The organism is Streptomyces tricolor, from assembly GCF_002155905.1.
Lineage (GTDB): Bacteria > Actinomycetota > Actinomycetes > Streptomycetales > Streptomycetaceae > Streptomyces > Streptomyces tricolor.
Genome location: NZ_MUMF01000441.1, coordinates 1 through 25,627, shown reverse-complemented (window position 1 = coordinate 25,627; position 25,627 = coordinate 1). Strand labels below are relative to the sequence as shown.

At 70.2% G+C, this 25,627-nt stretch carries 22 protein-coding genes and 2 pseudogenes; 14 read left to right on the top strand and 10 right to left on the bottom strand.

Features of this window, described 5'->3' with window-relative positions; genetic code table 11:
- The 5 genes and pseudogenes from CCN44_RS29095 to CCN44_RS29075 form a co-directional block, all read right to left on the bottom strand.
- Positions 1-258, bottom strand: a pseudogene (locus CCN44_RS29095) (hypothetical protein); the annotation flags it as partial.
- Positions 259-278: 20 nt separating this feature from the next.
- Positions 279-1,739 carry a glycosyltransferase gene (locus CCN44_RS29090; RefSeq protein WP_086700836.1) on the bottom strand — a complete coding sequence of 487 codons (1,461 nt, stop codon included), beginning with the start codon at positions 1,737-1,739 and terminating at the stop codon, positions 279-281.
- A 6-nt stretch (positions 1,740-1,745) separates the two neighbouring features.
- Positions 1,746-3,284 (bottom strand): MFS transporter, encoded by a 1,539-nt coding sequence (locus CCN44_RS29085; RefSeq protein WP_063739285.1) that lies wholly within the window; start codon positions 3,282-3,284, stop codon positions 1,746-1,748.
- Entirely contained in the window at positions 3,281-5,314 is a 2,034-nt protein-coding gene (gene ftsH / locus CCN44_RS29080) for an ATP-dependent zinc metalloprotease FtsH (RefSeq protein WP_086700833.1), read from the bottom strand. Before ftsH ends, CCN44_RS29085 begins: the two co-directional genes overlap by 4 nt.
- A gap of 36 nt (positions 5,315-5,350) precedes the next feature.
- Positions 5,351-8,197 (bottom strand): heavy metal translocating P-type ATPase, encoded by a 2,847-nt coding sequence (locus CCN44_RS29075; protein WP_033306488.1) that lies wholly within the window; start codon positions 8,195-8,197, stop codon positions 5,351-5,353.
- A gap of 202 nt (positions 8,198-8,399) precedes the next feature.
- Between CCN44_RS29075 and CCN44_RS29070 the strand changes: the two genes are divergently transcribed.
- From CCN44_RS29070 to CCN44_RS47665, 10 genes are all read left to right on the top strand, one after another.
- Complete coding sequence (locus CCN44_RS29070; protein ID WP_193459450.1) at positions 8,400-8,690, top strand: SHOCT domain-containing protein; 291 nt, start codon at positions 8,400-8,402, stop codon at positions 8,688-8,690.
- 139 nt (positions 8,691-8,829) lie between these two features.
- The gene (locus CCN44_RS29065) at positions 8,830-9,375 is read left to right on the top strand and encodes a hypothetical protein (RefSeq protein WP_033306490.1); all 546 of its coding nucleotides are present in this window, start codon (positions 8,830-8,832) and stop codon (positions 9,373-9,375) included.
- On the top strand, positions 9,372-10,466 hold the full coding sequence (locus CCN44_RS29060) for a cytochrome b N-terminal domain-containing protein (protein WP_078625150.1): 1,095 nt from the start codon (positions 9,372-9,374) through the stop codon (positions 10,464-10,466). Before CCN44_RS29065 ends, CCN44_RS29060 begins: the two co-directional genes overlap by 4 nt.
- Entirely contained in the window at positions 10,466-10,732 is a 267-nt protein-coding gene (locus CCN44_RS29055; RefSeq protein WP_033306491.1) for a hypothetical protein, read from the top strand. Before CCN44_RS29060 ends, CCN44_RS29055 begins: the two co-directional genes overlap by 1 nt.
- Positions 10,733-10,845: 113 nt before the next feature.
- Positions 10,846-13,362, top strand: coding sequence for a heavy metal translocating P-type ATPase (locus CCN44_RS29050; protein WP_237481057.1), 2,517 nt, complete (start codon positions 10,846-10,848; stop codon positions 13,360-13,362).
- 585 nt (positions 13,363-13,947) lie between these two features.
- Positions 13,948-14,160 (top strand): hypothetical protein, encoded by a 213-nt coding sequence (locus CCN44_RS29040; RefSeq protein ID WP_086700830.1) that lies wholly within the window; start codon positions 13,948-13,950, stop codon positions 14,158-14,160.
- Between the two features lie 42 nt (positions 14,161-14,202).
- Positions 14,203-14,472, top strand: a complete 270-nt coding sequence (locus CCN44_RS48050) for a hypothetical protein (protein WP_237481059.1) — start codon at positions 14,203-14,205, stop codon at positions 14,470-14,472.
- A 136-nt stretch (positions 14,473-14,608) separates the two neighbouring features.
- Positions 14,609-14,899 carry a methyltransferase family protein gene (locus tag CCN44_RS48045; RefSeq protein WP_237481060.1) on the top strand — a complete coding sequence of 97 codons (291 nt, stop codon included), beginning with the start codon at positions 14,609-14,611 and terminating at the stop codon, positions 14,897-14,899.
- Positions 14,900-14,905: 6 nt separating this feature from the next.
- Complete coding sequence (locus CCN44_RS29030; protein WP_086700827.1) at positions 14,906-15,220, top strand: hypothetical protein; 315 nt, start codon at positions 14,906-14,908, stop codon at positions 15,218-15,220.
- A gap of 214 nt (positions 15,221-15,434) precedes the next feature.
- A complete protein-coding gene (locus tag CCN44_RS47665; RefSeq protein ID WP_308406208.1) occupies positions 15,435-15,563 on the top strand; it encodes an ATP-binding cassette domain-containing protein in 129 nt (42 codons plus the stop codon).
- Positions 15,564-15,695: 132 nt separating this feature from the next.
- Here CCN44_RS47665 and CCN44_RS29020 read toward each other — a convergent pair whose 3' ends face one another.
- From CCN44_RS29020 to CCN44_RS29010, 3 genes are all read right to left on the bottom strand, one after another.
- Positions 15,696-15,890: a hypothetical protein gene (locus CCN44_RS29020; RefSeq protein ID WP_086700825.1), complete on the bottom strand. Its 195-nt coding sequence runs from the start codon at positions 15,888-15,890 to the stop codon at positions 15,696-15,698.
- Between the two features lie 128 nt (positions 15,891-16,018).
- Positions 16,019-17,458: an MFS transporter gene (locus tag CCN44_RS29015; RefSeq protein ID WP_086700821.1), complete on the bottom strand. Its 1,440-nt coding sequence runs from the start codon at positions 17,456-17,458 to the stop codon at positions 16,019-16,021.
- On the bottom strand, positions 17,455-19,041 hold the full coding sequence (locus tag CCN44_RS29010; protein WP_158103162.1) for a DHA2 family efflux MFS transporter permease subunit: 1,587 nt from the start codon (positions 19,039-19,041) through the stop codon (positions 17,455-17,457). The genes CCN44_RS29015 and CCN44_RS29010 overlap by 4 nt, the downstream gene beginning before the upstream one ends.
- A gap of 136 nt (positions 19,042-19,177) precedes the next feature.
- Here CCN44_RS29010 and CCN44_RS29005 point away from each other — a divergent pair, with 136 nt between their 5' ends.
- The gene (locus CCN44_RS29005) at positions 19,178-19,825 is read left to right on the top strand and encodes a TetR/AcrR family transcriptional regulator (RefSeq protein WP_086700816.1); all 648 of its coding nucleotides are present in this window, start codon (positions 19,178-19,180) and stop codon (positions 19,823-19,825) included.
- Between the two features lie 291 nt (positions 19,826-20,116).
- On the opposite strand, the pseudogene CCN44_RS29000 reads toward CCN44_RS29005, so the two are convergent.
- Positions 20,117-20,320 (bottom strand): annotated as a pseudogene (locus CCN44_RS29000) (metal-sensitive transcriptional regulator); the annotation flags it as partial.
- 504 nt (positions 20,321-20,824) lie between these two features.
- Between CCN44_RS29000 and CCN44_RS28995 the strand changes: the two are divergent.
- From CCN44_RS28995 to CCN44_RS28985, 3 genes are all read left to right on the top strand, one after another.
- Entirely contained in the window at positions 20,825-21,910 is a 1,086-nt protein-coding gene (locus CCN44_RS28995) for a L,D-transpeptidase (protein WP_237481062.1), read from the top strand.
- Between the two features lie 326 nt (positions 21,911-22,236).
- Positions 22,237-22,686: a hypothetical protein gene (locus tag CCN44_RS28990; RefSeq protein WP_158103161.1), complete on the top strand. Its 450-nt coding sequence runs from the start codon at positions 22,237-22,239 to the stop codon at positions 22,684-22,686.
- A 926-nt stretch (positions 22,687-23,612) separates the two neighbouring features.
- Positions 23,613-24,371 carry a zinc metalloprotease gene (locus tag CCN44_RS28985; protein WP_086700808.1) on the top strand — a complete coding sequence of 253 codons (759 nt, stop codon included), beginning with the start codon at positions 23,613-23,615 and terminating at the stop codon, positions 24,369-24,371.
- A gap of 444 nt (positions 24,372-24,815) precedes the next feature.
- Here CCN44_RS28985 and CCN44_RS28980 read toward each other — a convergent pair whose 3' ends face one another.
- Positions 24,816-25,601 carry an amidase family protein gene (locus tag CCN44_RS28980; RefSeq protein WP_244203983.1) on the bottom strand — a complete coding sequence of 262 codons (786 nt, stop codon included), beginning with the start codon at positions 25,599-25,601 and terminating at the stop codon, positions 24,816-24,818.
- Positions 25,602-25,627: the final 26 nt, after the last annotated feature.

The following is a 25,627-nucleotide window of genomic DNA, read 5'->3' as shown; positions in this document are numbered from 1 at the left end:
GGCCACCACGGGGTAGCGGTTGGGCACCACCCGCAGCCGCCAGGCGCCGGGCGCGGTGTCGACGGCGGCGGGCAGGCGCCACAGCTCGGGCGGGGTGGCCTCCTCACGGCCGGGGCAGAAGGGGCAGGCCGGATCAGCGGCAGGAAGCCGGCGTACCGGCGATCCGGCCGGCGTGGGCATCCGCTGAGGGCGCTCGCGGCGTCCGGGCGCGATGGCCACCCAGTCGCGGGTGAACGGGTCCCGGCGCAACTCGGACATGACGGCCGCTCCTTCACGGCTCACGCGGTGGCGGACGCGCCGCGGGCGGCTCGTGCCACGGCGCGCCAGAACAGGTCGGGATCGGCGGCGAACTGGCGGGCGCAGGAGGCGGAGCAGAACCGGAACTCCTGTCCCCGGTATTCCGTGCGGTGGACCCCAGCACCGTCCACCCGCATCCCGCAGACCGGGTCCCTCGCCTCACCCGCCGTGCCTGCGGCCGCCAGCGCCCTGGGGGCGGCCAGGGTGTGGCCGAGCAGGCTGGTGATCAGCCGAAGTTCGTCGCCGATCAGGCGGGGCAGCAGGAAACGCTCGCGCACCAGCTCCCGCCCCGCGGCGGCGAAGCGGCGGGCTTTCCCCGGGTCGGCGAGCAGGCCGAGGACGGCATCGGCGCACTCGTCAGGCGTGTCCACCAGGAGTCCGCCGACCCCGTCCGGCAGTTGCAGCGGGATGCCTCCGGCCCGGCCCGCGACCACCGGAGTGCCCTTCCAGGTCGCCTCGGAGACCACCAGGCCGAAGCCCTCCCGCAGCGACTTCTGGATGACCACGTCCGCGTGCCTCTGGAAGGCGTTGACCTCGATGTTACCCACCCCGGTGAGGTTGGTGAACAGCGAGATGTCCGGATCATCGGCCGCGGCGGACGTGATCTGCCGGTAGACCCGCCAGCCCTCCGGGTCGTCCAGCGCCATCGACCCGACCAGTGCCAGCTGCACGCCCGGCACCTGGCGTTTGACCGTCCGGTAGGCGTCGATGACGCCGAGCGGGTCCTTCCAGGGGTCGAAGCGGGAGACCTGCACCAGCAGCGGGCGTGCGGTGTCCACGCCGATCCAGTCCAGCACGCCGGCGGCGAATGCCTCATCGATGGGCATGTTCTTCGGGCTGAGCGGATCGATGGCCGGTGGAATGATCTCCACCCGGTTCACCGGGATGCCGGGCGGGACGAACGCTCCCAGGGTGAAGACGGCGGCGTCGTAGACGGAGAGCAGCGGGCGCAGGCGATCCCAGACGTGCGGGTTGGGCTGGGAGCTGTCGATGTGGCAGCGCCACACCCACTTCGCCCCGCCCCGGCCGTGCCGGTGCGGCAGGGCCAGCGGCTGCGGGTCGTGCACGATGACGATGTCGTACGACTCCTCCAGCTGGGCGGCGACCTGCTCCGAGGCGGCGTCGTACACCTGCCACTGCTCGTCGGTCAGGCCCCGCGGATCGCCCTGCAGGCCGTTGTGGAGGGCCTTGGTCACCTCGAAGAAGCCCTGCTCGGCGGTGATGGTCTTCCAGTCGGCGACCACGCCCAGGTCACGCAGCAACGGCACCTCGGAGCGCAGGATCTCCGCCACCCCGCCGCCGTAGGAGGTCGCGTTGACGTGCAGGACGCGTACGCCGTCCAGCGGCGCCGCGAGGCGGTGCAGCTCGTCCACGACCGCGTCCCCCGCGCACCGGCGGTAGGCGTCCAGACGCCGTCGGCCGACATCCACGTTCTGCAGCATGGTCGGTCACCTTTCTCCTCGCCGGTGAGTGGGAGTTTCTCGGGGGTACTGCCGGGGTGTTCCCGGGTTCGCCGGAACCCGCCCGTCCACTGAGCGCGCGGGGGCGCCCTCCGGCACTGCGGCCCGTGGCCGTGACCCGGCGCGGACGGCGGCGGCCGCGAGAGCCGCGGCGGCCAGCGCGAGCGCGGCGTTGATCCACATACCGTCGGCGATGCCGGTGGTGAGATCGGTGCCGGCGGGGCTGGTCTTGGTGAGGTCGTCGGGCCACTGGGCGGCGACGATCGTGCCCATGACGGCGATGCCGAGCGACAGACCGATGGTGCGGGAGGCGTTCAGGGCGGCGCTCGCGATGCCGGTGTGGTGGTCGGGGACGTGGCCGAGCGTGGCGGTGGTGATCGGGGTGGTCGACAGCCCGATGCCCAGGCCGGTGACCAGCAACCCCGGAAGCAGCTGCCAGCTCCCCCAGCCTGGGTCGATGCCGGCCAGCAGGATCAGCCCGGTGGCGGTCAGCAGCAGCCCGGCGCCGATCAGGACACGGGTGCCGACACGAGGGACGAGCCATCCGGTGGCCGGTGCGACCACCGCGCCGAGCAGGGTCAGCGGCAGCAGGGCCAGGCCCGCCCGGATCGGTGTGGCGCCGGTGGCCAGTTGGAGGTACAGCGCCAGGAAGAAGAACACGCTGCACATGACGGCGAGGCTGACCAGCCCCAGCACGTTGCCGACCAGGAAGTTCGGCCTGCGCAGCAGCGACAGGTCCAGCAACGGTGCGGCCGCCCGGCGTTCGATCACGACGAAGAGAGCAAGGGCCGCCACGGCGCCGGCCAGCAGCGCCCACAGCCTCGGCGAGGTCCAGCCGTAGACGGTCGCCCGGGTCAGCGCGAAGATCAGGGCGGACAGGCCGACCGCGGAGGCGACACCACCGGCGAGGTCCAACGGCCCGGTGCGGGCGCGGGGTTGCGGGGCAGGCAGCGTACGGCGCGCGATCGCCCACAGTACGGGTCCGAGGACGACGTTGAGCAGGAAGATCGACCGCCAGCCGAAGCCCGCGGTGAGCGCCGCGCCGAGCAGCGGGCCTCCGGCCAGCGCCGTGGCACCGGCCCCGGACCACACGCCCAGGGCGAGGGCCCGCGACGGACCGGTGAACGCGGCGAGCAGCAAGGACAGGGCGGCAGGACCCATCAGCGCCGCTCCGGCGCCCTGGGCGGCGCGCAGCCCGATCAGCGCCGGGCCGTCGGGGGACAGTCCGGCGGCCAGCGAGAAGACGGTGAACGCCATCAGCCCGGTGAGGAAGACCGGCCTGGCCCCGTACCGGTCGGCGAGCATCCCGCCCCACAGGGTCAGGACCGCGAAGGCGAGGGTGTAGAGGTTGACCACCCACTCCAGGCCGGTCAGGTCGAGGCCGAGGTCCCGCCCGATCGGGGGCATGGCGATAGCGACGGCGGTGTCGTCGGCCAGGACCAGGAACCAAGCCAGGCAGACGGACGTCAGCATCCACCAGCGGTGCGCCGCATTCGGGGGCTCCCGGTGGGTGTCGGCGCGGGTCATGACGCGGCCTTCGGAGGCGTGTCGGACCGGTCCCGGCCGGCAGCGGGCGTCACGTGTGCGTGACGGGTGCGATGCGCGGCGGGCTCCTTGGCGACGGAGACGCGGCGCGGCGCGATCGTCTCCCCCGTCGGGTGCGCACTCGGCGGCTCGGTGCCCAGCAGGTCGTAGACCACCGTGCCGTCCACGGTCTCCTGCGTGAGGAGCAGGCCGGCCAGCTCATCCAGTTGCCCACGGTGTTCGGTGAGCAGGCCGGTGGCCCGCTGTTCGGCCTCGCGCAGCAGCCGGGCGATCTCCGCGTCGATGGCGGCCTGCGTGGCCTCGGCGAAGGGGCGGCTGGACATGGCGGTCCCGCCGCTGCCCAGGAATACCGAGCCGCCCTGCGGATAGCCCACCGGGCCGAGCGCGGGCGACAGGCCGAACTCGCGGACCATCTTGGTGGCCAACTCGGTGGCTCCCGCCAGGTCGTTGGCGGCTCCGGTGGAGCCCTGGCCGAAGACGACAAGTTCGGCCGCACGACCGCCGAGCCGCACCGACAGGGTCTGGTTCAGGTAGTCCTCGCCGTACAAGTGGCGTTCCACCAGCGGAAGTTGCTCGGTGACGCCGAGGGCCTGCCCAGCGGGCAGGATGGTCACCTTGGCCACCGGGTCGGCGTGCGGGGACAGCGCGGCGACCAGGGCGTGACCGGCCTCGTGGACGGCGACAGCTTCCTTCTCGGCGGGCAGCAGCACGTTGGAGCCCTCTCGGCGGCCGAGCAGGATGCGGTCGCGGGCCGCGTCGAAGTCGTCCGCGAGAAGGACCTCTCGGCCGTCGCGTACGGCGACGATGGCGGCCTCGTTGGCCAGGTTGGCCAGGTCCGCGCCGGAGAAGCCGGGCGTGCCGCGCGCCACCTTCTCCAGGTCGACGTCCTTGCCCAGCTGTTTGTCCTGGCAGTGCACGGCCAGGATGGCGGCACGTTCGGCCAGGGTGGGCAGCGGGATGGTGACCTGCCGGTCGAAGCGTCCGGGGCGAAGCAGCGCCGGGTCGAGGACCTCGGGTCGGTTGGTGGCGGCGAGCACGACGATGCCTTCGGTGGCCTCGAAGCCGTCCATCTCGGACAGGAGTTGGTTGAGGGTCTGCTCCCGCTCGTCGTTGGAGACGATCTGCCCGGCCGCGGCGCGGCGGCCGCCGAGCGCGTCGATCTCGTCGACGAAGACGATGGCGGGCGCCCGCTTGCGGGCCTCGGTGAACAGGTCCCGTACGCGTGCGGCACCGACACCGACGTACATCTCGACGAAACTCGACCCGGCCACCGACAGGAACGGCACCTCCGCCTCGCCCGCGACGGCGCGGGCCAGCAGGGTCTTGCCGGTGCCGGGCGGGCCGACCATCAGCACACCGCGCGGCGCCATCGCCCCGGCGCGGCGGTAGCGTTCGGGCCTACGTAGGAAGTCGACCACTTCGGCGATCTCGGACTTGGCACCCTGGTAGCCCGCGACGTCCACGAACGTGGTCTCGGGCCGTTCCGCGTCGAAGACCTTGACCTTGGACTTGCCGACCCCGCCCAGCATGCCCTGCATGTGTCCGGCCGCGCCCTTCGACATCCGGCGCCAGAACCAGATGATGAGCAGGAACGGGCCCAGGATCAGGATCCAGGACACGATCTGGGAGCCGGCGGAGGGGGAGGTGGACGGCGGCTTGGCCGTCACCGCCACCTTCTTGTCCTCCAGCCGGTCCAGCAGTTGGTCACCGGCCAGCTGGACCGGGACGGCCGTGGTGAAGGTGTGCCCGTTGGTGAGAGTGCCGCTGGTCTCACCGTTGGCCTTGATCGTGACTGACTTGACCTTGCCGTCGTCGACCTGGTCGATGAACTTCGAGTACGTCAGGTCCATCTTCACCGGCTCGTCGGAGCGCAGCCCCGGCAGCCACGCCCACAGGCCGACGGCCAGGAGGACGGCCAGCGGCCATAGCCAGTGCCGCCAGGCGGGCGGGGGCGGTGGCGCGGTCGGCGTCGGCCGGTCGCCCGGGGGCGGGGGTTCGGCCTGCTTGGTCATGGCGGACTCCGTACGGTCTCGGGCGACGGGACGCGGCTACGCTCCGGCGCGGATGTAGCGGGCGGGGTCGGCGTCGAAGTCGGTGACGCACTGCCGGGAGCAGAAGTAGTAGGTATGGCCGTCCACTTCGCGCTGTTCGGCAGCGGCGTCCGGGGTGATCTGCATGCCACAGACCGGGTCGGTGACTGTCGCGGTTTCGGTCTCGGTCTCGGCCGGGGCATCGTGGCTGTGGCGAGCGTGGCGCTTGAAGATGCTCATATCGGTCTCCGTGGTTGGGTCAGGTCGCTCCATGGCCGTGTCGGGCTGAGCGGCGCGGTCGGGTGTCGTACCGGGCCGGATGTCACGGTCCTCGGGTACCTCCACCCGCGGCTGGACCGCGGCAGGGGCGGCGCTGGGCAACGGCGCGGAGCGCCAGCGGCGCAGCCGGTTGGCGTTGGTGACCACGGACAGGGAGGACAGGGCCATCGCGGCGGCGGCGATGATCGGGCTGAGCCGCAGGCCGAGCCACGGGTAGAGGGCCCCGGCGGCGACGGGCACGCCCACGGCGTTGTAGACCAGGGCGAAGAACAGGTTTTGCCGGATGTTGCGCATGGTCGCCCGCGACAGCCGGATCGCGGTGACCACGCCGGACAGAGAGCCGGAGATGAGGGTGACGTCGGCGGCCTCGATGGCGACGTCCGTGCCGGTGCCGATGGCGAAGCCCACGTCGGCGGCGGCCAGTGCGGGGGCGTCGTTGATGCCGTCGCCGACCATGCCCACCCGGCGTCCCTCGGCCTGCAGCCCCCGTATGGCGTCGGCCTTGTGCTCGGGCAGAACCTCGGCGAGCGCGCGCTCGATGCCGACCTCGGCGGCGATCGCGGCGGCCGTGCGCCGGTTGTCGCCGGTGAGCATGACCACCTGTACGCCCATCTCGTGCAGGGCGGTGATGGCCGCTGCCGAGTCCTCCTTGACGGTGTCGGCGACCGCGAGCACTCCGGCGGGCCGGCCGTCGACCGCCGCCATCACCGGCGTCTTGCCCTGCGCGGACAACTCAGCTGCGGCCGAGGCCAGTTCGGCGGTGTCGATCCCGACATCGGCGAGCAGCCGCGCCGCGCCGACCAGCACCGCGTGCCCGTCGACCGTGGCCTGCACGCCCTTGCCGGTCACCGAGTCGAAACCGGTCGCGGTCGGCACCTCCAGCCCCTGCTCACGCGCCCCGGCGGCGATGGCGGCGGCCAGAGGGTGCTCGCTGTCGCGTTCGGCCCCGGCGACCAAGACCAGCAGGCGGTCGGGCTCCACATCGCCGACCGGGCGGATGTCGGTGAGGACGGGCGTTCCCGCGGTGATCGTGCCGGTCTTGTCCAGGACGACCGTGTCCAGCTTGTGCGCGGTCTCCAGGGCCTCGGCCGAGCGGATCAGGATGCCCGCGCGGGCGCCCTTGCCGGTGCCGACCATGATGGACATCGGGGTGGCAAGGCCCAGTGCGCACGGGCAGGCGATGATCAGTACGGCGACGGCCGACACGAGCGCCAGGGTCAGCGCCGGAGCCGGGCCCACGACGTACCAGAGCGCGAAGGTGCCGATCGCGATAGCGATCACGGCGGGCACGAAGTACGCCGAGGTGGCGTCGGCCAGCCGCTGGATCGGCGCCTTGGAGGCCTGCGCCTGCCGCACCAGCCGGATGATCTGGGCCAGCATGGTGTCGGCCCCGACCTTGGCCGCCCGCACCCGAAGTGATCCGGTGCCGTTGACGGTCGCGCCGATGACCGTGTCCCCGGCCCGCTTGGTCACGGGCATGGGCTCTCCGGTCACCATCGACTCGTCCACCGCGGAGGACCCGGAGATCACCTCGGCGTCCACCGGGATCTTCTCGCCGGGCCGGACGACGACCTCGTCGCCGACGGCCACGTCCTCCACCGGGATCTCGGTCTCGACGCCGTCGCGGACGACGCGGGCGGTACGGGCCTGCAGCCCCAGCAGGGCGCGGATCGCCTCGCCGGTGCCGGCCTTGGCCCTTGCCTCCAGCAGCCGGCCCAGCAGGATCAGCGTCAGGATCACCCCGACGGCCTCGAAGTACACCTCGCGCACGTCCTCCGGCAGCGCGGTCGGAGCGAGGGTGACCAGCAGGCTGTAACCATAGGCCGCCACCGTGCCCAGGGTGATCAGCGAGTTCATGTCCGCGGAGCGGTGTGCCAGGGTCAGCCAGCCGGTGCGGTGGATCGGCCATCCCGTGTAGAACATCACGGGAGTGATCAGCGCCAGTTGCAGCCAGTTGTTGAGCATCCAGCCGGGCACCCAGTCCGCGTTGAAGAGGGACTCGGCCATCACCGCGAACAGCACCGGCGCGGTCAGTACGGCGCCGAAGGCCACGCGACGGCTCAGATCCCGGATCTCCGCACGCCGCTCGGCCGCCTCGGCCGCTTCCGCCTCGGCCGCCTGTCCCTCGCTCGGGCCGGCGAAGGGGGCGTGCGTGCCCACCACCCGGTCCTCGTCACCGGGTGGAGCCGCGCCGTTCACACCCGAGCCGTCGCCGGGTTCGACCAGCACCGTGCCGTGGATCATGTTCATCCCGCACGCGAAGGCGTACGACCCGGCCTCCGCCGGGTTCAGCCGCACCGTCGTGCGTGCGTGGGCCGGCAACGCGGCGCTCACGCGCAGCTCCGGGAAGACCACCCGGTTCGTGCACTCCCCGGATTCCTGCCGGTCGAAGACCAGCTCGGCCGGAACCCCCTGCCGCAGCCGGATCACGTCGGGGCTGTAGCCCCCGCGCACGGTCACTTCGACGCGCTGCACACCATGGGCGAGCTCTGCCGCCCGCGCCCGGCGCGGCCCGAAGAAGAACCAGCCCATCGCGGCGACGGCGATGACGGAGACGGCGATCACGACCAGGTCGGCCACGTTCATGGCGGACTCCTTCACCCTGTGGGCGCTACGAGATCCACTGTCGTCCCCGTGTACCCCCACCCTGTAGGGGCCCACCGTCCCCGGGCATAGGGCCACCCGGCCCATGCACTAAATCCCTTAGTGAGAGGACGGTGGCTGTAAACCGCCCTTCAGAGGGTGGCTGCCATCCGAGTTCGCCCCTCAGATCCTTGAAGGGATCACCATGATGTTCTGGTACGACGGCAACATGAGCGGCTGGGGATGGTTCGGGATGTCCCTCGGCATGATCGTCTTCTGGGGCCTGATCATTACGGCCTTCGTCCTGCTCTTCCGCGCCCTCAGCCGACCGGCCCCCGGCGGCCCGCACGACGTCACCCCTGGGGCGCCGCCGACACCGCCCTCCGCCCAGCAACTGCTCGCCGAGCGGTTCGCACGCGGCGAGATCGACGAGGAGGAGTACCAGCGCCGGCTACGGGTGCTGCACTCCACCGGTGCCGATCTCACCAAGCACTGAACCGAGCGGACAACTCCCGCTCCCGACCGCGGGCGCAGGCGGGCCCGCGGACCCGTCATTCCTCAAGGGGCGCGGAAACGCGTCATGAGCGAGGCTGACTGCCATGCGTAGACGTCCAGCCCTCCGGCGAGGGCCGCGTGTGTTCCTGTCAGGGGCGGTCGTCGCGGCCGCCCTGCTGATCCCCGTCGGTGTGCCCGGTATGGCCTGGGCGGACGAGGAAGAGAGCGCCGAGTCGGCCGTGCTCACCGAGCAGGCCATCGCCCTGGTCGCCAACGGTGCCGACGAGGACCAGGTGGCCGAGCGCATCGAGGACGCCCTGATGGCCCCGGACAAGGAGGGCGTCCAGCTGTCCAAGGTCCGCGAGGCGCAGGAGCTGGTGGAGGAGCCGGGCTACAGCGCCGCCGTCAGCCGTCAGGTGAAGGGACTGCTGCTGGACTCGCTCGGCGGCAAGCTGCCCTCCGCACCCGAGGCCGGCCGCCCCGCGACCGGTGACGAGACCGGCACCAGCGTCGTCCTCGACGAGTTCCGGCCCGAGCGCGGCATCTCCGACGGCGGCGGCGCCGTATTGCTGGGTCTGGGGGCCGCGGCGATCGGCGGCGGCCTGTGGCTGTCGTACCGGCTGCGCCCGCCGCACACCCTCCGCGAACTGGAACACCGCGACCGCGGGCACCGGGAGGCGTCATGAGCACGCACCGCCCCGAGCGCGCTGCCGCCGCCGGCCAGGAGACCGCCGCACCCCAGTCCGCCCGTCCTGGCCGGTTCCGGCGGGCCGTCGACGCGGTCGACGAGCGCATGGGCATCAAGGCGCTTGCCTATCCGGTGCCCGAGCACGCCAACAACCTGACCTGGAGCCTGGGCGGACTGACCGCCGTGTCCTTCGTGACGCTGCTGGTCACCGGGATCTACATGGCGCAGTTCTACTCACCGACCGCGGAGGACGCCAACCAGTCCGTCCGCGACCTGGTCACCGATGTCTGGCTGGGCGGCTTCGCCCGCGGCCTGCACTACTGGGCGGCACAGGCGATGTTCGTCCTCGCCCTGCTGCACCTGCTGCGCGTGTTCTTCCACGCCTCCTTCAAGAAGCCGCGCGAGGGCAACTGGATCATCGGCAGCGCCATGTTCCTGCTCACCTTCCTCGCGATCTTCACCGGCACCGTCATCAAGTGGGACCAGGAGGGATACGAGGCGCTGGTGCACAACCTCGACGTCGCCAAGCTCCTGGGCGGCGTCGGCATCTGGTTCACCCCCGAACTCACCGACCGGGTGTCCATCGTGCTGCGCCTGTACGTCGCGCACGCGGTCATCGTCCCTGGCCTGATCGTGCTGCTGTTCGTCTGGCACGCGCTGCTCGTCAAGCGGCACAAGATCTCCCCGCACCCGGCAATCCCGAAGCCGGAGGAGGAGGTCCCCGAGCCCTTCACCGCGCATCTGAAGCGGGTGGCCGCGTTCGGCCTCGCGTTGCTGGGCGTGCTGTCGATCCTGGCCGTGGTGCTGCCGCCGGTACTCGGTCCGACCCCGGTCGAGGGCATCGAGATCACCCGGCCACTGTGGATGTTCTGGTGGTTCTTCCCCCTGGAGGAGTGGTTCGGTGTCGCCTCGATCGCCTACGTCATCGCGGGTGTCTTCGGACTGATCTTCCTGGTCCCCTTCCTCGACCGCGGCCCGAAGCGCCTCTGGCGGGAGCGGAAGACGGCGATGGCCATCGCTGTCGTCCTGCTCCTCACGCTGGCCGCCATCACCATCAACGTGTGGGTCAACAACCCCAAGGGGCACTGATGTACGCCTTCAACCCGCGGCGCGCCCGGCGCTGGTTCTGGGCCCTGCTCACCCTCGCCGTGCTCGCGATGGGCGCCCTCTACCTGGGCCTGCGCGCCGAGCCCAGTCCAGGCACCGGCATCCTCGTGGCGGTCAGCGCCCTTGTGCTCGTCGCGTCCACGGTCCAGGCCGCCCGGATCCTGACCGCACTCACCGGCCCGCCCCGGATGCCGCACCGGCTCCGTACGCACCGGGGCCGCCGCCCCGCGGGCGTGCGGCGCAGATAGCGGGACTACCCGCACTCACGCGCTCGCACAGGAATACTAAAACCATTAGTTTGAGGGCGAGGGTCGCGGTCGGTGCTCGGTACGCACACCCGTCACCCGAAGGAGGACAACCCGTGCAGCATCACGTGGATCATCCGATGGGTCACCGCAAGGAGCGCAGCACCGCGGTGCTCGAACTGGGCGGGGTTCGCTGGGCGTCCCAGCAGAACGTCGCCGCCTCCGTCCTGGGGCGCCGACCAGGAGTGCTGGAGGTCGAGGTCAATCCGGTGTCGGAGACGGCGAACGTGGTCTTCGACCCGAACCTCACCTCGCTGGCCGAGCTGCGCCAGTGGGTGGAGGAGTGCGGCTACCACTGCGCGGGACAGTCCGTTCCGGCCCACCTTTGCGATCCGATGACCGAGCCGGACCCTCCGCATGTCGCGGCAGCGGACGGACACGTGGGCCATGAGGGGCATACGGCGGTCGCCGAGCCGCCGACTCCCGCTGCTGCTCACGCGGGACATGTCGCCCACGCCGAGCACGAGGCGCACGCCGCACCGGAGGAGATGCCCTCTCCGCACGAGGTGATGGGCCACGGCGGGCACGAGGGCATGTCGATGGCCCAGATGGTCGCCGACATGCGCAACCGCTTCCTCGTCGCCGTGCTCTTCTCCATCCCCATCGTCATCTGGTCGCCGATCGGCGAGGACGTCTTCGGCCTGGACGTGCCGGTCCCGTTCGGTCTGCGCGAGGACGTGTGGGCGCTGCTGCTGAGCCTGCCGGTGATCTTCTACTCGTGCACGATCTTCTTCGACGGCGCCGTACGCGCGCTCCGCGCCCGCACCCTGGACATGATGGTGCTGGTCGCGGTCGCCGTCGGCTCGGGATGGACGTACTCGCTGATCGTCACGCTCACTGGGGGCGGCGACGTCTTCTACGAGGCGGCCACCGTGCTCGCCTCCTTCGTCCTGCTCGGCCACTGGTTCGAGATGCGCGCCCGCGGCGGCGCCAACGACGCCATCCGCACCCTGCTCGACCTCGCCCCGCCCAAGGCGCTCGTGCTGCGCGACGGCGAGCCGGTCGAGATACCCACCGCCGAAGTGGTGGTCGGTGACCTGCTGCTGGTCCGCCCCGGCGCGAAGATCGCCGTCGACGGCGTCGTGGAGGAGGGCGAGAGCGACGTCGACGAGTCGATGGTCACCGGCGAGAGCCTGCCCGTGCACAAGGCCCCCGGCTCCCAGGTCGTCGGCGCGACCATCAACGCCAACGGCACCCTGCGCGTCCGCGCCACCAAGGTCGGGTCCGACACCGCGCTGGCGCAGATCGTCAAGCTCGTCCAGCAGGCCCAGAACTCCAAGGCCCCCGGCCAGCGGCTCGCCGACCGGGCCGCGTTCTGGCTGGTCTTCGTCGCGCTGCTCGGCGGAGCGGCGACCCTGGCGGTCTGGCTGCTGGCCACCGACCGCTCACTCGGCACCGCCATGCTGTTCGCCATCACGGTCGTGGTCGTCACCTGCCCCGACGCCCTGGGCCTGGCCACCCCCACCGCGATCATGGTCGGCACCGGGCTGGGCGCCCAACGCGGCGTCCTTTTCAAGAACGCCATCGGCCTGGAGGCCTCCGCCCGTATCCAGGTCGTCGTCATGGACAAGACCGGCACCCTGACCAAGGGCGAACCCGAGGTGACCGACGTGGTCACCGCCGACGGCATGGCCGAGGGCGAACTACTGCGCCTGGTTGCCGCGGTGGAACGGGAGTCCGAACACCCACTGGCTGAGGCCATCGTCCGGTACGCCGATGGGCAGGGTGTGGACGGGGTGCGCGCCGAAGGCTTCGAGAACGTCCCGGGACATGGCGCGATCGCCGAGGTCGACGGTCACCGCGTCGTCGTCGGCAACCGCCGCCTGGCCGAGCGGGAAGAGATCGACCTGGGCGAACTGGCCCAGCACCGAAAGGAGTTGGCCACGACAGGTCGCACCGTCGTCATCGCCGCCGTCGACGGACACGCCACCGGCCTGATCGGCATCGCCGACGCACCCCGCGAAACGTCCGCCCAGGCCGTGGCCGAACTGCACGCCCTCGGCGTCGAGGTGGTCATGCTCACCGGCGACAACCAGGCCACCGCCAACCGCATCGCCGAACAGCTCGGCATCGACACCGTGATCGCCGAGGTCCTCCCCGGCGACAAGGCCGCCAAGGTCGCCGAACTGCAGGCCGGCGGCCGCAAGGTCGCCATGGTCGGCGACGGCGTCAACGACGCGCCCGCCCTGGCCCAGGCCGACCTCGGCATCGCCATCGGCGCCGGCACCGACGTCGCCATCGAGACCGCCGACCTCGTCCTGATGCGCTCCGACCCCCTCGACGTCCCCACCGCCCTGCGCATCGGCCGCGGCACCCTGCGCAAGATGCGCCAGAACCTCGCCTGGGCCATCGGCTACAACTCCATCGCCCTGCCCATCGCCGCCGGCGTCTTCGAACCCGCCCTCGGCCTGGTCCTGCGCCCCGAGATCGCCGCCGTGTCCATGTCCGGCTCCAGCATCATCGTCGCGGTCAACGCCCTTGCCCTGAAACGGCTGCGGCTGCCCGCAGCGCCAGCCTCACCCGCCGAAGCCGAGCCACGTACACCCGTGGCGCCGAGCACCACCCACGGCTGAACAGCCCACAGCAACTCCCCGCCTTCCACTGCCCACTCGGGGGAGCTTCCCGGTGAAAGCCCTACGAGCGTTCGACTGCCCCTCCGACGCCACCGCCGTTCGGCCTCTCGTCGCCAGCCTGCCTGAGGCCCGGCGGGGACCGGGGCCGGAACGGCCCTGAACGAAAGGGACTCCCGGCCCGATACAGGCCCGCCCGGCCCCTGCCCCCGCAGCACAGGCAAGAGCAGCATCGACAGTGTTCACAGATACCCAGTAGAGGTATCCAAACAGTCCGGAAACGGGCGCCACAGGAGGTCACCACGCAGCACAAGAACTTCGCCCCGTACGCGATCGCCGCGGCGATCCTCGTCGTGGGACTCGTCGCGCTGGGGCGCCCCTGAGCACCCTGCTGCTTCTGGCCGTCTTCGCCGCCTGCCCGCTGATGATGTTGATGATGCGCGGCATGCACGGAGGCGGCGGCCACGACCAGCACAGCGGCCACGAAGGCCACCAGCACGACGACCGCCCCACCGACAGCCAGGACCGGCTGCACAAGCATCTGTGACCGGCCTCCGCGCCGGTCCCGGGTGAAGGAGGTGGTGAGACGTGATCACCACACTGATCGGCAGGCTGCTGTTCGTACTGGTGCTGGCAGTTCTGGCCCACGACACGGTGCGGCTGCTCGCCCTCGCCGCCCGGCACCGGCCATCACTGGCCCGGCTGGGCGGCCGCCGGGCCGCAGCCGTCGCCACCGAGCGGCAGCTCGCCCGTCGGCTGCTGACCGGCCGGATCGACGCCACCACCTACGCCGTCGGCTGACCGGCCTCGCCCACCGCACGCCACACCCTGAGGGAGTCCGTCATGGCTGACGCCGCCTACGGCCTGTGGCCCCTGGTGATCCTCAACACCATCCTGTTCATCGTCTTCGCCGTCAGCCTGTTCCACCCGAAGACCAAACGGGACTGGCGAGCCATGGGCGCCTATTCCGCGTTCCTGGTCGCGCTGTTCACCGAGATGTACGGCACCACGCTTCTACCTGCTCGGCAGCTGGTTCGGCTCCCAGTTCCCGCTGCTGAAGGACACCCACGCGGGCGGACACCTGTGGAACGACCTGACCAACTGGCAGGGTGACCCGCACCTGAGCCCCTTCCACCTGGCCAGCTACGTCGGCATCGGCGTCGGCTTCTGGCTGATCGCCGCGGCCTGGAAGGTCCTGCACGAAGCCGCCTAACACAACCGTCTGGCCACCACCGGCCCGTACGCCTGGGTGCGCCACCCCCAGTACGACGGCTTCCTGCTCATCATGATCGGGTTCCTGCTGCAGTGGCCCACCATCCCCACCTTGATCATGTTCCCGATCCTGGTGTACGTCTACGCATGGCTGGCCCGCAGCGAGGAACGCGAGGTGGCCAAGGAGTTCGGCGGCGACTGGGCCGCCTATGCCGCCCGCACGCCCGCCTTCCGGCCCCGATTCCGCCACCCCGATCAGCCGCACCACCGCCCCACGGGAACGGCCGCCCGCAAGCCCGGCGCCCGCCCGCCGGCGGCCTGGAGGTGAACCGTCATGGAAACCCTGGCCTGGATCCTGGTCACGGCACAGCTCCTCACCACCGCCGCCAGCGCCGCTCACCTCACCCGGCGCCACCGGCACGACCCCGCCCAACTCCCGCGCACGATCCACCGCACGGCCCCGTTCCTGCTCCTCACCGGCGTGCTGCCCCTCGCGGCCCTCCTCCCCATAGACGCACTCGCCCTGCTCTGGGGCCTGTGGGGCGTCGGCTACACCGCCGCCGCCCTGGTCTACGCCGCCGCGGACACGAACCGCGACCTTCCCCGCGCGCGGGCAGCAGCCCGGTCACGCGGCACGACAGCCGCATGAGGCATGGGGCATGGGGCATGAGGACAGAGGCGATCGGCATGAGCACCGAGACGGTCTCGGGCAAAGGCCCCGCAACGGCCGAAGCCACCGACAGCCGGCTCCTGAAAGCCCACGGGATCGAGAAGGCCTACCCCGGCGGAATGTGGCCCCTGCGCCACCACGTCCCGGTACTGCGCGGCGCCGGCCTGACCCTGCCCCCGATGAGGTGGTCGGCTTGGTCGGCGAGAACGGCTCCGGCAAGAGCACCCTGATGAAGATCCTCGTCGGCGCGCTGGCCGCGGACGCCGGCATGGTGTCGTACGCCGGACGGCTAGGCTACTGCCCGCAGGAGCCCGTCGTTTGATACCGCCACCGACCGCCCCGCCAATGGACCTGGTCCGGCAGCAACGGTTCGATCCGCGCCACTGCGCATCGGTCAACGGCCCATCGGATCAACGTCCTCGCCGCCCAAGGGGCACGGCGTCTCGACCAGACTTCAAGCCGAGGCGTTCTGGCGCGAGTGTGGAACATCGCGCACAAGCGTCGCGACGGCGCTCGTGAGGATCAGTGCTCCCAATCCCACCCAGAGAACTGATGCCCCAGCCCGGTACTCACGAACGGCGAGGAGGAGAAGCATCGTGCCGGCAAGGACGCCGAAGGCTGAGATCAACGTGCTGATGCGGTTGGCCACATGTACATCATCAACGACAACCGCCGATGGCAGGAGCGGTCCGTGAGAAACGCCCCAGGCCCGACCGAGTTCATGAGGCGTCCGCCCGATGCCCCCATCCACGTGCTGTCGTCTCTCTCGCCCAAACGTCAGTGCACGTGAGGGCCGCCGGTCATCTGCGGCTTGCCCCGCGGTACGAGCCCCAGAGACACAGCCGCGCTCACAGCGGCCGCCACCGCGCATACAGTGAACGCGTCCGCGAAACCGCTGACCAAGCCGCGCTCGAAGCCCGCCGCAGCGACGGTGGACACGACAGCGACACCGATGGAGCCGCCCACCTCGTGGAAGGTGTTGACGACGCCGGAGGCGAGTCCCGCCTCCCGGTGCTCGACCATGGCGAGCGCGGTGGTGGTGGCGGTGACGAAGACCGCGCCGATGCCGACGGAGGCGACCACCAAGCCCGGCAGCAGGCCGGCGTACACGCTGCCGGTTTCCGACAACTGCGTCAGCGGAATGGTTCCGGCGGCCGCGATCACCATGCCCCCGACGGCTGTCGTGCGGCTGCCGATCCTGCCGACGAGCCGGGATCCGAGGTGGGCGCCGATTCCGGTGGCGACGGCGACCGGGAGGAAGACCAGTCCGGTCCTCAGCGGACTGAAGCCACGCACGTGCTGGAGGTAGACCGATCCGAGGAAGAAGAAGGCGATCAGCAGCGCGGTGGCGATCAGCATCAGGAAGGCGCCCGCGAGCACCGGCCGCCGGGTGAACATCCGCAGGTCCATCAGCGGGGCGCGGCTTACCCGTTCGACCGCCGCGAAGGTGGCGTACACCACCACCGCGCCGGCCAGCGGCAGCAGCGTGGCGGGGTCCGTCCAGCCCGAGTCCCCCGCCTCGACGAGCCCGTAGATCAGGGCACCGGTGCCCACCGTGACCAGCAGCGCGCCAGGGAAGTCGAGCCGGGCGGGCTGCGGAAGCCGGGCCGCTACGAAGGCGGGAACGGCGGCGAGTACGAGGAGACCGACCGGCACGTTGACGTAGAAGACCCACTCCCAGCCCGGCCCGTCCGTCAGAGCCCCGCCGACCAGTACGCCGGCCGCCGCGCCGGTGCCGCCGATGGCCGCCCACACGCCGAGGGCCTTGTTGCGCTCCTCGCCGTGGAAGGTGGTGGTGACGATGGACAGCGCCGAAGGGGAGAGCAGCGCGGCGCCGATGCCCTGGGCGATCCGGCCACCGAGCAGGGTCTCGGCGTTCTCGGCCAGTCCGGTGACCAGTGAGGCGCCGGTGAAGACGGCAAGCCCGGCGAGCAGGGTGCGGCGGGCGCCGAGGGCGTCGGCGAGCCGGCCGCCGAGCAGCATGAGCCCGCCGAAGCACAGCGTGTACGCGGTGACCACCCAGGTCAGGCTCTCCCGGCCGAGGTCGAGATCGGCGGCCATGTCGGGCAGCGCGACGTTCACCACGGTGACGTCGAGGATCAGCATGAACTGGGCCAGGCAGATCAGTGCCAGGGCGATCCAGCGGCGCGGATCGGCGGGTGGATGGTCGTGTTGGTCTTCCGGCGCGTGCGGGGCGCCGGGAGCGGGGTGGGTCATGACGACTCCTTGGAGTTCGTACGGCGATCAGTGGCAGAGTCCGTAGGGCGGGAGGGAGCGAAGGCGAGCGCGACGGCGATGCCCACCGCGGTGACGCCGACCGCCGCAGCCATCGCCGGGCCCATGCCGTCGGTGAACGCCCGGCGTGCCGCGTCCGCGAAGGCGGCCCCGGCCTCACCGGGCAACTTCTCGGCGACCGCGAGCGCGGTCCCGACCGATTCCTGTGCGGAGGCCAGGAGTTCGGGCGGCAGAGCGGCGCTGTGCGGGGCTTCGGCGAGGCCGGAGCGGTAGCGATCGGACAGCAGACTGCCCGCGACCGCCACGCCCGCCGCCGCGCCGAGTTGGATGGACGCGCTGTTGGTGGCCGAGCCGACGCCGAGATCCGCCTCCGGCAGTGATCCGACGATGGCGTCGCTGGTGGAGGTGATGACGAATCCGGCGCCGGCGCCCAGGAGCAACATCGCCAGCAGTGCCCGCCCGTAGCCGTCCCCGGTGCCGGTGGTGGCGAGCACGGCTGAGGAGCCGAGCAGCAGCGCGAGCCCGGCCGCCGACACCGCCCGCATGCCGATCCGCGGCGCCAGTACGCCGGCCAGCGGCCCCGCGATCAGCAGTGCCAGTGCCGCAGGACCGAGCCGCAGCCCCGTCTGCGCGGCGCTGTATCCGAGTACGAACTGGAAGTACTGCACGACCACGAACAGAGTGCCGATGAGGGCGAACGCTCCCAGCAGGATGAGTACATCGCCGGCCGCGAGGGCCCGGTGCCGGAAGATCCGCAGCGGCAGCATCGGTGACGCACCGCGCCGCTGCCAGGCGATGAACGCGCCGGCCAGCAGGGCACCCGCCGCGAAGGCGGTCAGCACGGCGGAACTGGTCCAGCCCCGGTCCGGGCCCTCGATCACCGCCCACAGCACAGCGGCGACGGCCGCCACCGACAGCAGGGCACCGGCCGGATCCAGCCTTCTGGCGTCCGCCGCCTTCGAGTTCGGCACCAGGAACGCGGCGGCGATCAGACCGGCGATCCCGATGGGCAGGTTGATCAGGAACACCGAGCCCCACCAGAAGGTGCCCAGCAGCCAGCCGCCCACCATCGGCCCGATCACCGTGCCGACGCCGACCGCCGCCGACCAGATGCCTATCGCCTTGGTCCGCTGGGCACCGCGCGGGAAGACGTTCCCGATGATCGCGAGCGTGGCGGGCATGATCAGCGCCTCGCCGACGCCCATCAGACCGCGCGCCACGACGAGCGTCGTCACCGACCCGGCGTACGCGGCGACCACGGACGCCGTGGTGAACAGTGCAAGGCCGGTCATGAACACCCACTTGCGGCCTAGTCGGTCCGCGAGGCTGCCGCAGAACAGCACGAGGCTGCCGGCCATCAGCAGATAGCTGTCGACGATCCACTGCAACTGGCTGGTGGAGGCGCCCAGTTCACTCACCAGCGTGGGCAGGGCGACGTTCAGCACGGTGGTGTCGAGGCCGACCACCAGCAGGCTCACACCGAGCACGGCGAGGATCAGCCATCGCCTGCCGTCGGGCGGGGCGGCGCCGGACCGCAACGGTGCGGGACGAGTGGTCGAAGACACGAGATTCCTCCCCGTACAGGACATGACGGGGCTGCTGCTCCGCACGGTCTTGTCCGTACGAACCCCTGAACTGAACTGTACGTCTCAGTTCAGATGAACTCAACGGTTCAGTTCAGTTGGTTGCTAGGATTCGGTCATGAGCAGCGAGACGGTCAAGCGGCCCCCGAGCGGGCCCCGCGCCGAAGCCAAGCGGCAGGCCATCGTCCGGGCCGCCCGTGAACTGTTCCTGCGCGAGGGATTCGGTGTCGGCATGGACGCCATCGCCGCCGAGGCGGGCGTGTCCAAGGTGACCGTCTACAACCACTTCGGCAGCAAGGAAGCACTGTTCACGGCGGTCATCACCAGCGCGCTCGACGAGCCCCTCGCCGGCGCCTCACCGGCCACACTCGAGGGTCTGACCGAAGCCGAGGACCTCCGCGCCGCATTCATCGACGCCGCCCGCGCGTGGGTCCACGCCGTCCGGACCAACCGCGAAGTCGCCGCCCTGCGCAACCTCATCGCCGCCGAAGCCCACCGCTTCCCCGAGCTCGGCCACGCTTGGAAGAGCCACGGTCCGGCAAGTCACCACCCCGCCGTAGCGGGTGCGCTGCGCACCCTGGCCGACCAGGGACGGCTGGTCATCCCCGACCTGGAGACCGCGATCATCCAGCTCTACGCACTGCTGGTCTTCCCCCACATGGTCTTCGGCTCCTACGGCACGCAGATCGACGACGACCTCACCAACCGCCTCGTCATCGGTGGCGTCGACATGTTCCTGGACCACTACGGCCCGAATCAGACATAACGAGGACCACGGGCCCGCACTCCGCTCGGGCAGAGCGCGAGAGCTTGGGTGACCCGCACCAGGCCACAGGCACGCCGCCCCAAGGCCGGCATGCCGACTGACGGCAGACGGGCACCGCGGAGTCGCGATGGCCGCAAAGGCCGTCGCCTCCGCAGGCCCGCTACGGATCGGGCACCAGGAATCCACCCGCCGTCGCGGATGACCCGCCACCTCGCTGCCGAACCGTCCGCCGCGCCACGAGTCCGCGTACGGGCTGGTCAATGGCAGCGCGAGCCTCGAGCCAACCGCCCGTCAGGAACGAACCAGCCGGGCGATGGCATCGGACGCCTCCTTGAGCTTCAGAGCCTTGTCCTCACCGCCCTTTTCCACAGCGTCACTCACGCACGTCGCCATGTGCTCGCCGAGCATCTGAAGGGCGAAGGACTGCAGGGCTCAGGTAGTGGCCGAGACCTGGGTAAGGATGTGGATGCAGTAGGTGTCCTGCTCGACGAAGCGACTGGAGTCGACGGGGAGGGAAGGCAGTAGAGAGAGCGTGATCCGGGGCGTACGCGCCCCGGATCACGCAGAGGAACACGAAGACCGTCGGCCGGACGAGCGGCACGGGGGGTGACCGCTCGTCCGGCCGACGATGAAACATGACCTTATACTACGAATATACTTCGTAGTAGTGCGGGCCACCTTCTTGATCTCGACGGCCGCAAACCATTCGGTTGAGACGGCCCCACAGGGAGACCGCCTGAATCACGAGCCCCAGACTGCGGGAACCGAGCACGCTCCGCGCTCGTCTACTAAACCACTTAGCTACATCTTGGATGGAGGATGACTGTGCAAGACAGCCGACGGGGGCACATGGAGCCCGCAGAGCGACGGCCTCGGCGCAGGCGGCTGGGATTCGCGGCGCTCGCCCTGGCCGGGGTCGTGACTCTGGCCGCCTGCAGTCAGGCCGCCAATGGCGCCTCGAAGGAATCACCGGCCTCGGATTCGAAGCCCGGGTCAGAGGTGGACGCAGATTCCGGCAAGAACGGGTCGGCCGCCGTCACGGTCTCTCCTGCCACCGACGGCAAGGACGTCATACCCGGTGAGCCGCTCACAGTAAAGCCGAGCGACGGGAAGCTGACGTCGGTCACGGTCACCGCCAGCGACGGCAAGACACTCGACGGCTCACTGTCCTCCGACGGCACCTCCTGGACCTCGTCCCACGCCACCGGATACGGCGCCACCTACACACTCAAGGCCCAACTCGCCGCGTCTGATGGCAAGAAGACGACCCGCACCAGCAGCTTCACGACGCTCAGCAAGGACGAGATCTTCGTCGGCACCTACAACGTCAACAAGGGCTCCACCGTCGGCGTCGCCCTGCCAGTCTCGATCGTCTTCAACAAGGCGATCCACGACAAGGCGGCAGTGGAGCGCAAGCTCAGTGTCACCTCGTCCCCGGCCGTCGAGGGCGCGTGGAGCTGGATGAAGGACCGGGACGGCAAGGACCGCGTGGACTACCGGCCCAAGGAGTTCTGGAAGCCCGGCACCAAGGTGAAGCTGCGGATGGACCTGGTCGGCCTGAAGAACGGCGACCTGGTCGGCACGCAGAAGCGCGAGATCGACTTCACCATCGGCAAGTCGGTCGTCAGCACGGTGGACGTGGTCAAGAAGACGATGACCGTGGCCGAGAACGGCAAGGTCGTCAAGACCCTTCCCGTCTCCACGGGCAAGAAGACCTTCGAGACATGGAACGGCACCATGGTGGTGCTCAGCAAGGTCCCGACGATCCGGATGAACTCCGCCACGGTCGGCATCTTCGGCCCCGAGGCGTATGACCTCGGCGCCGTCAAATGGGATGTCCAGCTCACCCCCTCGGGCACCTACGCCCACGCCGCCCCGTGGAACGAGGGCAAATTCGGCAAGGTCAACGCCAGCCACGGCTGCATCGGCCTGAGCACCGCCAACGCCAAGTGGTTCTACGACCGCGTGAACTACGGCGACCCCGTGACCGTCATCAAGTCCACGGACACCGTGGCCGTGAACAACGGCTACGGCGCCTGGAACGTCGACTGGGAGTCCTGGAAGAAGGGCAGCGCGCTGGCCTGACAAACCACGCACCCGACGAGAGCCTTGCCCGACGGCCGTGTGCCGGCGGGCAAGGCTTTGCGATGTGAGGCGTCCGTGACTGAACGGTCCACGGAGATCCGACGTACTAAGTGAGTAAGTAGAAACAGGGCTCAGTGAAGGGAACCTCCGTGATCCGGCAACGTGTTGTCCTGGCCGCAGCTGCAGGCGTCACCTCCGCACTCCTCCTGACCGCGTGCGGCAGCTCCGGGGACAGTTCCTCCAGTACGGACTCCGGCGCCGCCGCGGCCTCCTCGACTCCCGCGTCCTCCGCCCCGGCTGGCAGCGGTGATGCGGACGGCATGGGCATGGCCACCACCTCCATGCTGATGACCGAGGAGATGGAGGGCATGGGCACCTTCGTCACCGACGACAAGGGGATGACTCTCTATCGCTACGAGATGGACCAGGCGTCCCCGTCCAAGTCGATGTGTACGGGTGACTGCGCGAAGACCTGGATGCCGGTCATGGCGCAGGACTCCGTCAAGGCGATGGGCGTGGAGCAGAGCCTCGTCGGCTCGGTAGACCGCTCGGACGGAATGAAGCAGCTCACCCTCGCCGGCCGCCCGCTGTACCGCTACATGGGCGATGCCAAGGCCGGTGAGATGAAGGGCCAGGCCAAGGACAGCAAGTGGTACGCGGTCACGCCCGCCGGCGACAAGGCCGCGATGTCCTCGGACGGCTCCGGCTCGTCCGATGGCACCTCGGGCGGGTCCGGTTCGTCTGACGACATGGAGGGCATGCCCGGCATGTCCTGACGCTCAGCAGTGCCGCGCCGGTCCGGTCCGCCGACCGGGCTGTGGCACCGTCACCGAGCAGCGCGTGGTCCAGGCACTCATCGGTATGGATGTCCGGATGCCGGTGGTCGTACGCGGCCGTGATGGAGACCGCGAGGACGGCAACCCGACTGTCGGACCGGGCGAGGAGTACCCGCTTGTCGGCGCCTGGGCCGTCGGTCAGCCGGGTTCCCACTCAAGGACACCGATCCCGTCCAACTGCCGCTTGTGCTGTGCTCCTTGGCCGACGGCGGCGCCGTCCCGTCATCCCGGGTCACCCGCGCCGTCGTGGACGGCTACCTGGACAACGGTCCCCCGAGAAGCGGCCGCCGCGGTGTCGCCCGGTTGACCGAACGCGCGCACGCCGCAGTCGTCCTCATCGCCGAGGGACTGTCCAACACTGTGTCCCACGTCTCAGCACAGCCTTGCACTGCATGGCCCCCTCCAGAAAGGCCGGTTCCGGTGCTGAGACCGAAGCTCTCACGCCGCCGAGGCCGTGCAGGCGGCCAGTTGAGATAGAAGGCCCCACTCTCGGGGCGGACGCATGGGCGCGGTACCGCTGCCCGCAGGACGCAACCCCTTTATCGGATGGGGCTCTTCCTCGCATCCGACGCCTCCTCTCTGTGCGGCGACTCGACCTCCGTGCGTGTAGGTCGCTTAGTAGTGGATGAATCTTTCAAGCTGTGCACATGACAAACTCATGTCGATTCCCCTAATCTGCTTAGCGCTTGGTACCTCTGATCGGCTGGAGCCCCACTGGCATGCCTACGTCGCATGCCACCCGGTCGAACGGTCAGTCACCACCGCAACACCCGCACGGTAGTTCGCGATTCTGGCTGTGCCGACGACGAAGGGGCTCATCCAGGGTCGCGTGTGGCTTCCATCCCCGACCACTGAGGAGACCCCTCGTGCGCATGAAGCTGCTCGCCGCCGTCACCACCGCGGCCGCCGCCACGCTGACGTTCAGCACCTCCGCCCAGGCCAACCACTCGTGGGGGAGCTACCACTGGGCTCGCACCTCGAACCCCTTCACCCTCAAGCTCGGCGACAACCTCAGCTCCTCCTGGAAGAGCTACCTGAGCACGGCTTCGAGCGACTGGTCCACGTCCTCGGCGCTCGACACCACCGTGGTTGCCGGGCAGTCCAACAACAGCTGCCGGGCCACCAGCGGCCGGGTCGAGGTGTGCAACAGAACGTACGGGAACAACGGCTGGCTTGGCCTCGCCTCGATATCCGTGACCGGCGGCACGCACATCAGCTCGGGCACGGTCAAGCTCAACGACACCTACTTCAACACCGCGACGTACAACACGCCGTCCTGGAGAACCCTGGTGATGTGCCAGGAGGTCGGGCACACCTTCGGTCTGAACCACCAGGACGAGACCCAGACCAACCCCAACCTGGGCACGTGTATGGACTACACCAACACCCCCGACGGGCCGCCCAGCAACCTCCACCCCAACACACACGACTATGACCAACTGGCCACCATCTACGCCCACCTCGACTCGACGAGCACGGTCGACCAGTCCGCAGCCGTACCGCAGGTCGGTAACGACAAGGCGAGCTGGGGCAAGCGGGTTGCGCGCTCGTCCAACGGCGACACCTACGTGCGTGACTTCGGCAAGGGCAAGGCTGTGATCACCTTCGTGGTCTGGGCGCGCTGACGCCCACCGGCCAGGGCAAGGCGGCCGGACTCTCTGGCCGCCGCCTTGCCCTCCCCGCCCGTGTTGGCGGCCGTCGCGTGCGCGGGCGGGATCGTCGCCGCGTCGGTGGCTGCCACGGAGCCCGCCCTGACCCCCTTAACCTGTCCGAACAGCACACATAGGGTCGTACCCGAAAGCGGTGAGACGCCGGTCCCTGGCCGTGGGGAATTGCCGAAGTCCGATCCAACTCGCGTGTGGACGCCTCCATGGCCGGTATGGCGTCAAGCACCCCGAGCTCACCTGCTTCGCGCGAGAAGCGCCCGTCGTCGCAGCTGGTGTGTCACGTCAGCTGTGCCCGCGCAACTCGTCCAGCACCTCCAAGCAGGCCGAACGTCCTCGACCACGGCCTGTGGCTCCGCTCCGACCGCGACGCGTGGACGAGACCATTCGCGAAGCCAGCGGACATCAGATTCCCCCGGCTGTCCCTCCAAGAAGCGACGCCAGATCTTCAGCCAGTGCGAGCAAGTTCCGGTCCGAGTAGGCCGGCCCCACGAGCTGGACGCCGATCGGGAGGCCGTCCGCGTTTCGCGCAACCGGCATGACGAGGCTGGGCAGGCCGACATGGCTGGTGAGGTTGGCCCAGCCTGTCTGGTCGAAGAAGCTCCGCTCGATGCCGTCGACCATGAGAGAGCGGGTGCCGGCCGGGATCGCCGCAGTGGGAGCGGCGGGGGTGATGAGGACATCGTGCTCGGCGTCGGCGAAGAACCGGTGCCACGCCCCTCGAAACTGGAGGCGCTCCTCGTCGGCGCGGAGCCAGGCGCGGTGTGTCTGCGTTCGGTGGCGGAGGAAGGTGGCCCGTGGGCTCACGTCATCCTCGTGCAGGTCACGCGCTGCTGCGAGTTCGGCCGCGCCCGCTTCGTCGTCGGTGGTGGCCGTCGCGGTGGCGTGGAGCAGCTGCTCGAAGAGGCGGAGAGAGTCGGCGAAGCCGACCGGCCCCACGGTGCGGCGGACGTCCGCTCCTGCGGAGGCCAGTGCCTGCTCGACAGTGGCGAGAGCATCGGCCGTTTCGCGGTCGACGGGGCAGCGTGCGTCCTCGGCCCACACCGCCACACGGAGCTGGCCGACTGCACGACGTGCCGTGGGCAGATTGACGCGCCAGGGGCTGTTCTCTGCGGGTGACGGTGTCGTCAGCGCGTCGAGGAGCAGGTCGAGGTCGCGGGGGTGGCGTGCCAGGGGGCCGGGGGTGACCATGTCACTGCTGGTGATCCATCCTGGCG